Here is a 13090-nt window from a genome sequence, read left to right on the forward strand (position 1 = left end):
CGGTTTGGGCGCGGCCCCTTTTTCATGTCCGACGGGACGTGGCGCGCCGCGGCGTCAGCCGACGAACGCCTTTTCGACGACGTAATGCTTCGGCTCGGAATTCGCGCCTTCCTCGAGGCCGAAGCCTTCGAGGATCTCCTTCAGATCGGTATTCAGACCCATCGAGCCGCAGACCATCGCGCGGTCCGTCTCGGGCGTGATCGCGTCGATGCCGAGATCGCGGAGCACTTCGCCCGAGCGCAGAAGCTCGGTGATCCGGCCCATCTTGGGCGACGTCTCGCGGGTGGTCGTCGGGTAGTAGCGCAGCTTGGCGATGTTCTCGGCTCCGATCAGCTCGGCCAGCATCTCGTCGCTCCGCACCTCTTCGATCAGGCGGCGGCCGTATTCCAGCTCGGCCACGTCGCGCACGGTATGGGTGACGATGACTTCCTCGAAACGCTCGTAGGTCTCGGGGTCGCGCAGAAGCGAGGCGAAGGGCGCGAAGCCGGTGCCCGTGGCGAAGAACCACAGCCGCTTGCCCGGCAGGAGCGCGTCGTGGACGAGCGTGCCCACGGGTTTGGGCCGCAGGATGATCTGATCGCCCGGCCGGATGTGCTGGAGCTTCGAGGTCAGCGGGCCGTCCTGCACCTTGATCGAGTAGAACTCCAGCTCGTCGTCCCAGCTGGGCGAGGCGATGGAATAGGCACGCAGGAGCGGTTTCTGCTTGCCGGTCTCGGGATGCGGATCGCCCATCAGGCCGATCATCACGAACTCGCCCGAGCGGAACCGAAGCGAAGCGGGCCGCGTCACCCGAAAGCTGAACAGCCGGTCGGTCCAGTGGTTGACGGCGGTGACCGTCTGGGCGTCGGGCAGGACGGGCTGCGCGGTGGCGTTCACCGGGGTGGCGGGCTGCTGTGTCACGGGGCTCTGCTCGGTCATGGGCTGTCGGACGCCGGTCTGGCGCCCCTCCGGGGTCTAGTCGTTGATCTGGGTCAGGGAAAGGTCAGGCGACGTCGCGCGCGCGGCCCAGCCGGGCCTGATAGTCATGGGCGCGCCAATCGGCGCGGGCCAGCCATTGCGCCTCAGGCTGACGGGCGGCGAGGGCGTCGTCGATCTCGACCTCGTCGAAGCCCGCGCGCCGCGCCATGGCATATTGGTCGGCAAGCACGTGGCCCGCCGCGCGCAGCCGGCCGGCGAAGCCCGCGCGCCGCAACTGCCGCGCGATGGTGAAGCCGCGCCCGTCGGCGAAGCTGGGGAAGGCCACGCGGATCGTCACGACCTCGGCCAGCCGGTCGAGAACCGGCGCAAGGTCGGCATCGGGGGCGATGTCCACCACCAGCGGCCCGTTCGCGGGCAGCGCGTCCGAGGGCGCGAAATGGGCGTTCAGGTCGTCGGCGGCGAAGCCGGTATCGGTCACGATGGGCATGGGGTCAGTCCTTGCTCGGGCGCGCGGGCCAGATGCGCGCGCCGTCCAGGTGGATGCCGCATTCGGTTTTCTCGGTCCCGCGCCAGCGTCCTGCGCGCGCATCCTCGCCCGGAAGCACGCTCTCGGTGCAGGGCGCGCAGCCGATGGAGGCGAAGCCCTTGGCGACCAGCGGATGGCGGGGCAGGGCATGGGCGTCCATATGCGCGGCGATATCCTCGCGCGACCACGCGGCCAGCGGGTTGAACTTGAGCGCGGCGCCATCGGCCTCGACCACGGCGAGGCGCGCCCGGTCGCCGCCATGATGACGCTTCAGTCCGGTGATCCATCCGTCGAAGGACTGCAACGCCAGCTCCAGCGGCTTGACCTTGCGGATGGCGCAGCAGGTGTCGGTGTCCGACTGGTGGAGAAGCCCGTCGGGGTCATGCGCGAACGTGTCCGCCGGATCGGGGCGGATGATGCGGATATCGGTGAGGCCGAGGGTCTCGGCCACCTCGGTCTGGTAGGCGAGCGTTTCTGCGAAGAGCATTCCCGTCTCCAGGAACAGCACGGGCCGGTCGGGATCGACGCGCGACAGCAGGTGCAGGAGGACGACCGATTCCGCGCCGAAAGACGAAACCATGGCGATCTCACCCGTCCCGAGCGCGCGGGCGAGGATGGCCTCGGCGGGCGCGTCGGCCAGTTCGGCATTCAGCGCCGCTGCATGGGCGGCGATCAGGGCATGGGCATCAAGCGGCATCGAGGGCCTCCTTGGGATAGAGCGCGGCTTTGAAGGGTGCGGCGCCGAGCCGCTTGTAGGTTTCGAGGAAGATCTCGTCGGGCCCGTCCCGCAGGTCCAGATAGGCCAAGATCAGGCGCTCGATCGCGGGTACGATCTGGTGGTAGGCGAAGCCGGGGCCGGTGCGCTGGCCGATGGCCGCCTCGGGACCCTGATCGCCGCCCAGCGTGATCTGGTAGTTCTCGACGCCTGCGCGGTCCAGCCCGAGGATGCCGATATGGCCCACGTGGTGATGCCCGCAGGCATTGATGCAGCCCGAGATCTTGATCTTCAGATGGCCGACGTCGTGCTCGATCTTCAGCGCGTCGATCCGGGTCGCGATAGCCTGCGCGACGGGGATCGAGCGGGCCGTCGCCAGCGCGCAGTAATCCATACCAGGGCAGGCGATGATGTCGGAGGCCAGCCCGATATTCGCCGTACCGAGCCCCGCACCGCGCAGCGCGGCATGGATCGCGGGCAGGGCATCGCGCGGCACGTGGGGCAGGATGACGTTCTGCTCGTGGCTGATCCGGAGTTCGCCATAGGCATGGGTCTCGGCCAGGTCCGCCATCAGGCGCATCTGCTCGGCCGTGGCATCGCCGGGCGTCGCCCCATGGGCCTTCAGCGAGATCGTGACGACGGCGTGGTCGTCGCGTCGATGCGCCTCGGTGTTGGTATCGATCCAGGAGCGGAGGACGGGGTCGAGGGCGGGGACGGCCGTGTTCGCCCGGAAGGCGGGCGGCGCGAATTGCGCCTCGATCCGCGCCAGCGCGGCCATGGCGCTGTCGTCGAAGAGCGGCCGGATCTCGGCGAAGCGGTCCTCGATCATCGCCCGTATCTCGTCCAGGCCCGTCTCGTGGACGGTGATCTTGATGCGCGCCTTGTACTTGTTGTCGCGGCGGCCCAGCCGGTTGTAGACCGACACGATCGCCTCGCAATAGGGCAACAGGTCCGCCAGCGGCAGCCAGTCGGTCAGCACCTTGCCGACCATCGGCGTCCGGCCCAGCCCGCCGCCGATCAGGACGCGGACGCCGATCTCGCCGTCGCGCTCGACCAGTTGCAGGCCGATATCGTGGGCGCGGGTGACGGCGCGGTCCATGGGGCTGCCGGTCACGGCGATCTTGAACTTGCGCGGCAGGAACTGGAACTCGGGATGGTCGGTGGACCATTGGCGCAGAAGCTCGGCCACTGGGCGCGGATCGGCCACCTCGTCGGCATGAGCACCCGCGAAATGGTCGGCCGTCACGTTGCGGATGGTGTTGCCGGAGGTCTGGATGGCATGCATCCCGACTTCGCCAAGCCGGTCGAGCATGTCGGGAATGTCGCGCAGCTCGGGCCAGTTGTACTGGATGTTCTGGCGCGTGGTGAAATGGCCGTAGCCCTTGTCCCACCGCTCCGCCAGCTCGGCCAGGATCCGCATCTGCGCGCTCGACAGCGTGCCGTAGGGGATCGCCACACGCAGCATGTAGGCATGAAGCTGGAGATAGACGCCGTTCATCAGGCGCAGCGGCTTGAACTCGTCCTCGGTCAGGCTGCCGTCGATGCGGCGCTCGACCTGGGCGCGGAACTGGGCGTTCCGTTCGGCGAGGAAGGTGCGGTCGAATTCGTCATACTGGTACATCAGGATGCCTCGTGGGCTTTGCCGTGGGCGTAGTTCGTCGGGCCGCTGGCGCGAAACACCTCGCGGAAATGGACGGGGGCCGGGCCGTCTTCGGTCTGCGTCACCTCGGCGAGATAGGCACCGACGATATGCGGCTCGGCCAGCGCATCGAGGAGGCGGGCCTCGGCCACCGCCTCGTCGGTCAGCGCCTCGGCGTCCGAGAGGGCCGTGACCCAGGTGTCGGTAGCAGAGAGATAGACCACGTCGCCTTCCAAGAGACGGTTCGCGGTGACGACCTTGGGGGTGAAGGGGCGGCGGCTCATAGCGCGATCTCCTGAAGGGTTGCGGCGGCTGCGCGGGGGGCGAGGCCGTGGAGAAGGAGGGCGGGGCCGGTCACGTCGGCCAGCGCGTCGGGCAGGGTGGCGAGGGTCGCGGGGATGGTCCGCTGCTCGGGGCGGGACGCGTTCTCGACGATGGTGACGGGGGTCGCAGGCGCTGCGCCGTGCATCATCAGCCGGCCCTGCATCCAGCGCGCGGCACGCTTTCCCATGTAGATGCCCGCGACCGCGCCGGGGCGGGCCAGCGCCGCCCAGTCCTGATCGGCGAAGCCCTGCATGTCGTGTCCCGTCAGCATCCGCACCGAGCCGTTCCGCCCGCGCTTCGTCAGGCTCTGCCCGATGGAGGCGACGGCGGCGGAGGCGGCGGTGATGCCGGGCACGATGGTCCAGGCGACGCCCGCGTGGTCGAGGGCCTCGATCTCCTCGTCGAGGCGGCCGAAGACGGTCGGATCGCCGGATTTCAGCCGCACGACATGCGCGCCGCCGCTGGCATGCGTGACCATCAGCTCGTTGATGGCGTCCTGTTCGGTCGAAGGTCCGAAACCCTCCTTGCCGACATCGAGGATGATGGCCTCGCGCCGCGCGAGTTCGAGGATCTCGGGCGCGACGAGCCGGTCGTGGATCACGACGTCGGCGCGGTCGAGGGCCCGACGGGCCTTGATCGTCAGCAGTTCGGGATCGCCCGGACCGGCACCCACGAGGTCGACATGGCCGGGGCGATCATCTTCGGATAGGTGCCGATCGAGGAGCGTGTCGAGCGTCTCGCGGATCGCGGTCTCGCCCCGATCCGCGGCCCGGAGACCGGCTTCGTCATAGTATTCGGCCCAGAAGCGGCGGCGCACGGCCCCCATTGGGAGCGCGTCGGCGGTCGCGCGGAACGTCTTTGCGATCCGCGCCAGAAGGCCGGTGGCGGCGGGCAGGCGGGCCTCGATATCGGCCTTGATCTTGCGGGCGAGCACGGGGGCCGCGCCCTCGGTTCCGATGGCGACGACGACCGGGTCGCGGTCGACGATGGCGGGCGTGATGAATTGCGAGTTCTGGAGGTCGTCGACCACGTTGACCAGCGCGCCGTCGGCGGTGGCGAGCCGCAGGGTCTCGGCGTCGCGGGCGGCATCCTCATGCGCGGCATAGGCCACAACGCAGCAGAGCGCGTCGCCCGGCTCCTGCGCGCGGCGGATCAGGGTGAGGCGCCCCTCGGTGGCCCAGTTTGTGATCTCGGGGGCGGGATCCTCGGCCAGCACGGTGATATGTGCCTCGGTCTTCAGAAGCAGGCGCAGCTTGGCGATGGCGGCATCCCCGCCGCCCGCGACGAGAACGCGGCGACCAGCGAGGGCAAGGAAGACGGGGAAGTGCTGCATGGGGCCGGGACCTGTGTTTCGTCTGACCCAAATGTAGAACGATGTTCCTCGAATTGGCAGGTGGGCGGCAATGACAAGAACGTTGTCATCAGGGTTGCGTATGAGATAGGGGATCGTTCCAGACAGCGGAGATTTTGCGAATGGCGGCCCGATTGGATGAGTTGGATCGGAAGATTCTCCGGCGGTTGCAGGCGGACGCGGGCGAGTCGCTCGATGCGATCGCCCGCGAGGTGGGGTCGTCGAAGACGCCCGTATGGAACCGGATTCGCAAGATGCGCGAGGCGGGCGTGATCGGCCCAAGCACGGTGATCGTCGATCCGGACGCCTTGGGACTGGAGGCGTGTTTCTTCGTGCTGATCCGCACCTCCGAGCACGAAGCGGAGTGGCAAGCGCGCTTCCTCGATGCGCTGCGCGCCCGCCCCGAGGTGCAGGAGGCGCACCGGCTGGCGGGCGAGATTGACTACATCCTGAAGGTGCGGGTCGAGAACGCGCGCGCCTACGACACGTTCTACCAGGCGCTGATTTCGGAGGTCCGGGTGTTCAACGTCACGGCGCTTCTGTCGATGGAGGAGCTGAAGGCCGAGACAGCGCTGCCCGTCTGAGGCAAGCCGTCAGGCGAGGTCCTTCGGGGTGACGAAGGCCAGCACGGCGCCATCGTCGCCGATCACGCAGCACGCGCCCGGCGGGTAGTGTCCGAACGCTGGATGATCGGGCGGCGGTGCGGCCAGCTCGGCGGCGGCTTCGGCGATCCCCGGATTGTGGGCGACGATCAGGAGCGGTGCGGTGGCGTCGCGCGCATGGTCGAGCAGCACGCGCGTCGGCGCATTGTAGAGGTCGTCGGGAAAGGCCGTCTCGGCGGTCAGGTCGAGGGCGTCGAGCGTTTCGCGCGTGCGCGTCGCGGGCGAGCAGAGGATCCGCGCAGGCAGGTGACCCTCGGCGCGCAGCCAGTCCCCGATCCGGCGGGCATCGGCCGTGCCCTTCTCGGTCAGGTGCCGCGTGCGGTCGGGGCGTCCGCCGCCGGCCTGGGCGTGGCGCAACAGGATCAGCATGGGTGAAAGGCCGCCATGTGGTGCGCGGCCTGTGCGTCCGGCCGGGGCGGCGAGGCCGGGCAGGCGCGGCGGACGGCACAGCCGCGCGCCATGCAGTCGTTGCGCGGATCGTCGAGCCAGGTGTGGCATGTCGGGAGGTCATAGCCGTCTGATGTCAGGGCACCGACGGGACAGGCCGTGGTGCAGGGCGCTGGGCATCCCGCGCAGGGCGACGGGCCGGGCGCGGGAAGGGCGATCCGGCGCGCCACCCGGATCGCGCCGCGAAAGCTGACATTGAGGCCTTGGCTACGGTGCACGAGCAGGCCGACGGGCGAAACATGGCACGCCTCTGTGCCCGTGGCCCAGGTCATGAAGGGCTGGCGCGGCGTGCCGAAGGGAAACAGCGCCGTGCCGCCCAGATCGCGCGCCATCGCCGTGAGTACTCGGGTGGACCAGCGATCGACCGGGTCCGGCATGTCGGCTTCCCGCGAGGCTTGGAGGATCGGCCAGAAGCGTGCGGTGTCGGGTCCGAAGAGAAGGAGGGTGCCCTCGCCTTCGGACATTCCGCCCAGCAGGTCCAATCCCAGCACGGCGGCCCGATCGGGCAGCGCGTCCCAGGCGTCGGCCTCAGCCACCGGTATGGCTCATGTGGCGCGACATCTGGCCCGCGACCCGTTGGCGCGAATAGTCGAAATCGTGACCCTTGGGCTTGCGCGCGATGGCCGCCCGGATCGCGGCTTCGACGGGCGCGTCCTCGATCCCGGCGCGAAGCGGCGCGCGCAGGTCGGCCATGTCCTCCTGCCCGAGACACATGAACAGCTGGCCCGTGCAGGTCAGCCGCACCCGGTTGCAGCTTTCGCAGAAATTATGCGTCAGGGGCGTGATGAAGCCCAACCGCTGGCCCGTCTCGTCAAGCGTGAAATACCGCGCCGGACCGCCGGTCCGATGGGCGGATTCGGTCAGCGTGAACCGTTCGGCCAGCCGCGCGCGCAGATCGGCCAGCGGCCAGTACTGGTCGAGGCGCAGCGTCCCGTCGGTGCCGTCGCCCATGTCGCCCATCGGCATGACCTCGATGAAGGTCAGGTCCAGGTCCTCGGCGGCGGCCCAGGCAACCAGGTCGAAGAGCTCGCCGTCGTTCACGCCCTTCAGCGCCACGGCGTTGATCTTGACTCGCAGCCCCGCGGCTTGGGCCGCGGCAATGCCGCGACGGACCTTGGCAAGGTCGCCCCATCGCGTGATCGCGCGGAACCGGTCCGCATCGAGCGTATCAAGCGAGACGTTGACCCGGCGCACGCCCACGGCGGCGAGATCGGCGGCGGAGCGTTCGAGCTGCGATCCGTTGGTCGTCAGCGTCAGTTCGTCGAGGCCGTGGCCCAGATGCTGGGACATGCCTTCGAAGAAGGACATGATGTTGCGGCGCACCAGGGGCTCGCCGCCGGTGATGCGCAGCTTGCGCACGCCCATGCGGACGAAGGCCGTGCAGAGGCGCTCCAGCTCCTCGAGGGTCAGGAGGTCCTTCTTAGGCAGGAAGGTCATGTGCTCCGACATGCAGTAGGTGCAGCGGAAGTCGCAGCGATCGGTGACCGACACCCGGAGGTAGTCGATGGTTCGGGCGAAGGGGTCGATCAGCGGTGCGGACATGGCGTGAAGGTATGCCCCGCCGACGGGGCGCACAAGCCGAGACGAGGGGCTGACAGCAGGGGTGCATCGTCTAGGATGGCCGCCACGCAACCCTGACGAGAAGGCGCACAAGATGATCCGCATGATTCCCCTTCTGGCCCTGATACTTGCGGGCTGTGCGCAGATCCCGTTCCTGAACCGCGGCGCCTCGACCTCGACGGGAAGCGCGCCGGCCGAAGCGCCCGCGCCCTTGCCCGCAGGCAGCGCGGCCGCGCCGGACACGGTGGTGGCCCCGCCCCGTGCGGTGACGGCGTCGGCGGCCGCGCTCGACACGGTGTCCGAAGAACAGAAGGCCGCGGCCCGCGCCGAGGCCGCCGCCGCGCCGTCCGGGGGCGAGCTCGGGACCGTGACCGTGGCGCTGGGGGATCCGGCCGATCCGGGGCTCTGGGTCAAATCCGATCTCGTGAGCGGCGATACCCCCGGAACCGTGCGCACCGGCGACGGCGATGCGATCGCGGTGACCCTGCGCCCGCTCGGGTCGGATGGCGGCGCGCAGATCTCGCTTCCGGCGCTCCGCGCGCTGGGCCTGCCGCTGACCGGGCTGCACCCGGTGACGCTGGCCTCCACGTGACCAAGGCGGGGCGGGCGCTCCCATGACCCCCGGCCGCCGCACCATCCCAGCGCTTGCGGACTGGGACGCCATGCGCGCAGCCTTTCGCTGGGACATCCCCGACCGTTTCAATATCGCCGAGGGCATCTGCGATGCCTGGGCCGACACCCAGCCGGATCGGGTGGCGATCATCGACCTGTCGGACGGGCGGGACGTCTGGACCTACGCCCGGCTCCGCGACATGTCGGACCGCTTGGCGGGGGGGCTCGCGGCGGCGGGCGTGCGGGCGGGCGACCGCGTCGCGATCCTGATGCCGCAGCGGGCCGAGGTGATCGTGGCGCATCTTGCGGCGATGAAGCTCGGGGCGGTGTCCCTGCCGCTCTTCGCCCTCTTCGGGGCGGAGGCGCTGGACTACCGGCTGCGCGATTCCGGGGCAGTCGCGGTCATCGGCGACGCAGCGGGGCTCGCGCGGCTGGACGCCCTCGACCTGCCGGACCTCGCGCATCGCGTCGATGTCGATGACTGGGATGCGATGCTGGGGACGCCCGTGCCGCGTGTGGAGACCGCCGCCGACGATCCGGCGATGATGATCTACACCTCGGGCACGACCGGGACGCCGAAGGGCGTGCTCCACGCGCATCGCTTCCTTTACGGCCATCTGCCCTGCGTCGAGACGGCATTCGAGGGATTTCCCCAGCCGGACGACGTCGCCTGGACGCCCGCCGACTGGGCGTGGATCGGCGGGCTGATGGACCTCGCGATGCCCGCGCTCTGGTTCGGTGTGCCGCTGGTAGCCAAGCGCTTCGCCAAGTTCGAGTCGGGCGAGGCGTGGGATCTGATGGTCGCCGAGCGCGTGACCTGCGCCTTCCTGCCGCCGACGGCACTCAAGATGCTGCGGCGGAGTGCGGCGCCTGAGGGATTGGCGCTCCGCGCTGTGATGTCGGGCGGCGAGGCGCTGGGCGCGGACCTCCTCGGGTGGGGGCGCGATGCGCTCGGGGTGCCGATCAACGAGATCTACGGCCAGACCGAGTGCAACCTCGTGATGGCGGCCTGCGCGGGCACCCAGACGGTCGAGCCCGGCACGCTGGGCCGCCCCGTGCCGGGCGTCGAAGTCGCGATACGCGACGCCGACGGGCCGGTCACCGAAGGCGAGGTGGGCGAAATCTGCACCCGCGGCTCGCCCGCGACCTTCCTGCGCTACTGGAACAAACCCGAACAGACCGAGGAGAAGTGGCGGGAGGGCTGGTTGCGGACCGGCGATCTGGGCCGGGCAGGGGCGGATGGCGTCATCACCTACATGTCGCGCGACGACGACGTCATCACGTCCTCGGGTTACCGCATCGGTCCGACCGAGATCGAGACCTGCATCACGGGCCATCCGCGGGTCGTGATGTGCGCCGTCGTCGGCCTGCCCGACCCCGATCGCGGCGAGGCCGTGACGGCCTTCGTCGTGGCCGACGGCGCGACCGACGGGCTGACGGCGGAGCTCGTCGATCGCGTTCGTGCCCGCCTCTCGCCGCATATGGCGCCCCGCGCCGTCCGCTTCGTCGACGCGTTGCCGATGACGACGACGGGAAAGATCATGCGCCGCGCCCTTCGTAACGCCTGACGCAAGCATCGGTTAAGATTCCGTTAACAAAACGGGCGACATAGGCGCGATCATACCGTAGCCTGTCCGCGAGCAGGTAAGATCGGGGCGTGCGGTCCGGCACGCGTCGTACAGGAGGTTCGCGACGTGGCAATCGACGTACCCGGCGGCAGGCCGCAGGCCGGAAACGAGAGCATGGTGAACGGCCCATTGCGCGTGGCCTACTGGACCGACCGACCTGATGTCGCAAGCGAGATTTCGGCGGCCGCGGCGCGGCTCGACGTGCCGCTCCAGCCCTTGGGACGTGGGGTCCGGCGGCCCGAGGCGGATATCTGGATCATCGATACGGACTGGGTCGGGCGGGGCGTTCAATGGGGCGAGGCGCTTCTGGCTGACGAGGCCGTGACCGTCATCCTCTACGGCGAAGGCGAGGGGGCTCATGGGCGCCTGCCCGTCTATCGCAAATTCGTCGCACGATCGGAGCAGAGTGCCGCGCTTGACGATGCGCTGTCGCGCGCCATCGGTGCGCTTGGTCACCGCTCCGGCAGGCCGTCACGGGGCGTCGCCAAGCCGATTTCCGCCGACACCCCGGACTGACCGCTGCATCAGGCGGCCGGCATCCGGCGCTCGACGATCTCGGCCCACCACGAACATCCCGCCGGGATGGCCTCGTCGGTGAAATCGTATTCCGGGTGGTGGACGGGGGCCGTATCGCCGTTCCCGACGAGGATGTAGGCGCCCGGCCGCTCCTCGAGCATGAAGGCGAAATCCTCGCCCCCCATGACCAACGGCGCATCCTCGCAATCGCCGGACACCGCGCGCGCCACGTCGGCGGCGAAGGCGGTCTGTTCGTCGTGGTTCGCCATCACCGGGTAGTTGCGCTGGTAGTCCATCCGCACGGTGCCGCCGAAGGTCGCGGCAATGCCCTCGGAGATTTCCGTCATCCGGCGTTCGGCCAGATCGCGCATGTCGGCGTCCATTGTCCGGACGGTGCCCTTGATGTGGACCCGCTGCGGGATAACGTTGAACGCCTTCGACGAGGTCTCGAAGGAGGTGACCGAGACGACGATGTTCTTCGTCGGATCGGCGTTGCGGCTGACGATCGACTGGAGCGCGGTGACGAGTTGCGCGGCCATCAACGTCGTATCCACGACCTCCTGCGGCTTGGCCGCGTGGCCGCCGCGCCCTTCGAGATGGATGTCGAACACGTCCGTGGCCGCGAAAAACGCGCCGGGCCGGATCGAGAAGCTGCCCACGGGTTTGCCGGGCCAGTTGTGCATCCCGTAGACCTCCTGGATGTTCCAGCGGTCCATCATGCCGTCCTCGCACATCTCGCGACCGCCGCCGCCACCTTCCTCGGCGGGTTGGAAGATCACGACGACCGATCCGTCGAAATTGCGTGTCTCGGATAGGTATTTCGCCGCGCCCAGCAGCATCGCGGTATGCCCGTCATGGCCGCAGGCATGCATTGCGCCGTCGGTCTTGGAGGCATAGGCCACGCCAGTCTGCTCGTGGATAGGCAGGGCGTCCATATCGGCGCGCAGGCCGATGACCTTGCCGCCATCGGTCTTGCCCCGGATGACGCCGACGACGCCCGTCCGGCCGATCCCCTCGACCACCTCGTCGCAACCGAATTCCCGCAGTTTGTCTGCAACCACCTTCGACGTGCGATGCGTGTCGAACAGGATCTCGGGGTTCTCGTGCAGGTCGCGCCGCCATTCGGTGATCTCGGGCAGCAGTTCGGCGAAGCGGTTCTTGACGGGCATGTCGGGTCTCCGGTGTGAGGGGTTGGCCCGAGCACACACCCGATCCGCGAGGGCCGCAAGGGGTCACTCTGCCGCTTCGCGCGCCTTCGGGGTCTCGAGCGCGCCGTCCATATGCAGCGTTTGCGTGGGGAAGGGGATGTCGATGCCGTTCTCGGCGAAGATGTCCTCGACGGCGAGCATCACCGCCGAGCGGACATGCACCGTGTCGGACTGGGTCGATTTGGTCCACCAGCGCAGGCGGACCACCTTGGCGAAGTCGCCGAGATTGACCGACAGCGCCTCGGGGGCCGGGTCGGATTCGACGCCGTCGACACCGTTCGCCGCCTCGACCGCGACGCGCATAGCAAGCTTGGTGTCGGCGTCGTAGTGGATGCCGAAATCGTATTCCGACCTGCGGGTGGGGAAGGCCGTGTTGACCGTGACGGCGTTGGTGTAGACGTCCGAATTCGGGATCACGACGCGCTTGCCGTCGAAGGTGCGGATCAGGGTGGCGCGGGTTTCGATATGCTCGACCGTGCCCTCGTAGTCGCCCGCGACGATCTGGTCACCGACCTCGAAGGGCTGGCGGATCAGGATCAGGAGGCCCGCCAGCATGTTCTGGAGGATGTCCTTGAACGCAAAGCCGATCGCGACCGACCCGATGCCAAGCCCCGCGATCAGGTCGCCGGGTTTCAGGGACGGCGTGACGATGGTCAGCGCCAGCATCGCGCCCGCGATCCAGATCGCCCATTTCGCGAGGCTGCCGGTGACCGCACCCAGATCGGCGCGGTTGCGCGACTGGCCGCTGCGACGAATGCCCCATGCGACGGCGAGGCCCAGACCGATGAAGAGCGCGAGGACGGCGAGGGCGACGACGAGGTTAGGGATCAGGCGGAAGAACCCGTCGAGCCAGCCGTCCAGCTTTTCGAGGATAAGCTGCGGGTCCGCGTCGATGGGGTCGGCGCCGGTGAGCGTGTCACCCCCGGTCTTGGTGTCGTCCTGTTCCATGGGGTCTCCGGCGTTGTGCAGAGGGCAAACGACCCG

At 69.0% G+C, this 13090-nt stretch carries 15 protein-coding genes; 4 read left to right on the forward strand and 11 right to left on the reverse strand.

Going from position 1 to position 13090, the window contains the following annotated elements; all coding sequences use genetic code 11:
• Window positions 1-54: 54 nt before the first annotated feature.
• The 6 genes from ACK8OR_RS00930 to cysG form a co-directional block, all read right to left on the reverse strand.
• Window positions 55-918 carry a ferredoxin--NADP reductase gene (locus ACK8OR_RS00930; RefSeq protein ID WP_410187600.1) on the reverse strand — a complete coding sequence of 288 codons (864 nt, stop codon included), beginning with the start codon at window positions 916-918 and terminating at the stop codon, window positions 55-57.
• Window positions 919-982: 64 nt separating this feature from the next.
• Window positions 983-1405: a DUF934 domain-containing protein gene (locus ACK8OR_RS00935; protein WP_410187601.1), complete on the reverse strand. Its 423-nt coding sequence runs from the start codon at window positions 1403-1405 to the stop codon at window positions 983-985.
• Between the two features lie 4 nt (window positions 1406-1409).
• On the reverse strand, window positions 1410-2141 hold the full coding sequence (locus ACK8OR_RS00940) for a phosphoadenylyl-sulfate reductase (RefSeq protein ID WP_410187602.1): 732 nt from the start codon (window positions 2139-2141) through the stop codon (window positions 1410-1412).
• Window positions 2131-3780, reverse strand: coding sequence for a nitrite/sulfite reductase (locus tag ACK8OR_RS00945; RefSeq protein WP_410187603.1), 1650 nt, complete (start codon window positions 3778-3780; stop codon window positions 2131-2133). Before ACK8OR_RS00945 ends, ACK8OR_RS00940 begins: the two co-directional genes overlap by 11 nt.
• Window positions 3780-4082: a DUF2849 domain-containing protein gene (locus tag ACK8OR_RS00950; RefSeq protein WP_410187604.1), complete on the reverse strand. Its 303-nt coding sequence runs from the start codon at window positions 4080-4082 to the stop codon at window positions 3780-3782. The genes ACK8OR_RS00945 and ACK8OR_RS00950 overlap by 1 nt, the downstream gene beginning before the upstream one ends.
• Window positions 4079-5455 (reverse strand): siroheme synthase CysG, encoded by a 1377-nt coding sequence (cysG, locus tag ACK8OR_RS00955; protein WP_410187605.1) that lies wholly within the window; start codon window positions 5453-5455, stop codon window positions 4079-4081. The genes ACK8OR_RS00950 and cysG overlap by 4 nt, the downstream gene beginning before the upstream one ends.
• Before the next feature lie 140 nt (window positions 5456-5595).
• On the opposite strand from cysG, the gene ACK8OR_RS00960 reads away from it, so the two are divergent.
• Window positions 5596-6057, forward strand: coding sequence for an Lrp/AsnC family transcriptional regulator (locus ACK8OR_RS00960; protein ID WP_410187606.1), 462 nt, complete (start codon window positions 5596-5598; stop codon window positions 6055-6057).
• A gap of 9 nt (window positions 6058-6066) precedes the next feature.
• Here ACK8OR_RS00960 and ACK8OR_RS00965 read toward each other — a convergent pair whose 3' ends face one another.
• Genes ACK8OR_RS00965 through moaA form a run of 3 tightly spaced genes read right to left on the reverse strand, consistent with a single transcriptional unit; the run spans window position 6067 to window position 8124 of the window.
• Window positions 6067-6504, reverse strand: a complete 438-nt coding sequence (locus tag ACK8OR_RS00965) for a SixA phosphatase family protein (RefSeq protein WP_410187607.1) — start codon at window positions 6502-6504, stop codon at window positions 6067-6069.
• On the reverse strand, window positions 6498-7118 hold the full coding sequence (locus ACK8OR_RS00970; RefSeq protein WP_410187608.1) for a ferredoxin: 621 nt from the start codon (window positions 7116-7118) through the stop codon (window positions 6498-6500). The genes ACK8OR_RS00965 and ACK8OR_RS00970 overlap by 7 nt, the downstream gene beginning before the upstream one ends.
• Entirely contained in the window at window positions 7111-8124 is a 1014-nt protein-coding gene (gene moaA / locus ACK8OR_RS00975; protein WP_410187609.1) for a GTP 3',8-cyclase MoaA, read from the reverse strand. Before moaA ends, ACK8OR_RS00970 begins: the two co-directional genes overlap by 8 nt.
• Before the next feature lie 112 nt (window positions 8125-8236).
• Here moaA and ACK8OR_RS00980 point away from each other — a divergent pair, with 112 nt between their 5' ends.
• From ACK8OR_RS00980 to ACK8OR_RS00990, 3 genes are all read left to right on the forward strand, one after another.
• Window positions 8237-8734: a D-galactarate dehydratase gene (locus ACK8OR_RS00980; RefSeq protein ID WP_410187610.1), complete on the forward strand. Its 498-nt coding sequence runs from the start codon at window positions 8237-8239 to the stop codon at window positions 8732-8734.
• Window positions 8735-8756: 22 nt separating this feature from the next.
• Window positions 8757-10322, forward strand: a complete 1566-nt coding sequence (locus ACK8OR_RS00985) for an AMP-binding protein (RefSeq protein ID WP_410187611.1) — start codon at window positions 8757-8759, stop codon at window positions 10320-10322.
• 126 nt (window positions 10323-10448) lie between these two features.
• Complete coding sequence (locus ACK8OR_RS00990) at window positions 10449-10898, forward strand: hypothetical protein (RefSeq protein WP_410187612.1); 450 nt, start codon at window positions 10449-10451, stop codon at window positions 10896-10898.
• Window positions 10899-10906: 8 nt separating this feature from the next.
• Here the strand turns inward: ACK8OR_RS00990 and ACK8OR_RS00995 are convergent, their stop codons facing one another.
• Both ACK8OR_RS00995 and ACK8OR_RS01000 read right to left on the reverse strand, forming a co-directional pair.
• Window positions 10907-12067, reverse strand: coding sequence for a M20 aminoacylase family protein (locus tag ACK8OR_RS00995; protein ID WP_410187613.1), 1161 nt, complete (start codon window positions 12065-12067; stop codon window positions 10907-10909).
• A 63-nt stretch (window positions 12068-12130) separates the two neighbouring features.
• Window positions 12131-13054: a mechanosensitive ion channel family protein gene (locus ACK8OR_RS01000; protein WP_410187614.1), complete on the reverse strand. Its 924-nt coding sequence runs from the start codon at window positions 13052-13054 to the stop codon at window positions 12131-12133.
• Window positions 13055-13090 lie beyond the last annotated feature (36 nt).

This window comes from Jannaschia halovivens (genome assembly GCF_046452375.1).
GTDB classification, from domain to species: domain Bacteria; phylum Pseudomonadota; class Alphaproteobacteria; order Rhodobacterales; family Rhodobacteraceae; genus Jannaschia; species Jannaschia halovivens.

Excerpts from the sequence above, each read along its gene's own strand:
- ACK8OR_RS00940 (WP_410187602.1), bottom strand. The coding sequence starts at position 2,141 with ATGCCGCTTGATGCCCATGCCCTGATCGCCGCCCATGCAGCGGCGCTG.
- ACK8OR_RS00980 (WP_410187610.1), top strand. The coding sequence starts at position 8,237 with ATGATCCGCATGATTCCCCTTCTGGCCCTGATACTTGCGGGCTGTGCG.
- ACK8OR_RS01000 (WP_410187614.1), bottom strand. The coding sequence starts at position 13,054 with ATGGAACAGGACGACACCAAGACCGGGGGTGACACGCTCACCGGCGCC.
- ACK8OR_RS00995 (WP_410187613.1), bottom strand. The coding sequence starts at position 12,067 with ATGCCCGTCAAGAACCGCTTCGCCGAACTGCTGCCCGAGATCACCGAA.
- ACK8OR_RS00985 (WP_410187611.1), top strand. The coding sequence starts at position 8,757 with ATGACCCCCGGCCGCCGCACCATCCCAGCGCTTGCGGACTGGGACGCC.
- ACK8OR_RS00935 (WP_410187601.1), bottom strand. The coding sequence starts at position 1,405 with ATGCCCATCGTGACCGATACCGGCTTCGCCGCCGACGACCTGAACGCC.
- ACK8OR_RS00930 (WP_410187600.1), bottom strand. The coding sequence starts at position 918 with ATGACCGAGCAGAGCCCCGTGACACAGCAGCCCGCCACCCCGGTGAAC.
- cysG (WP_410187605.1), bottom strand. The coding sequence starts at position 5,455 with ATGCAGCACTTCCCCGTCTTCCTTGCCCTCGCTGGTCGCCGCGTTCTC.
- moaA (WP_410187609.1), bottom strand. The coding sequence starts at position 8,124 with ATGTCCGCACCGCTGATCGACCCCTTCGCCCGAACCATCGACTACCTC.
- ACK8OR_RS00950 (WP_410187604.1), bottom strand. The coding sequence starts at position 4,082 with ATGAGCCGCCGCCCCTTCACCCCCAAGGTCGTCACCGCGAACCGTCTC.
- ACK8OR_RS00945 (WP_410187603.1), bottom strand. The coding sequence starts at position 3,780 with ATGTACCAGTATGACGAATTCGACCGCACCTTCCTCGCCGAACGGAAC.
- ACK8OR_RS00965 (WP_410187607.1), bottom strand. The coding sequence starts at position 6,504 with ATGCTGATCCTGTTGCGCCACGCCCAGGCCGGCGGCGGACGCCCCGAC.
- ACK8OR_RS00960 (WP_410187606.1), top strand. The coding sequence starts at position 5,596 with ATGGCGGCCCGATTGGATGAGTTGGATCGGAAGATTCTCCGGCGGTTG.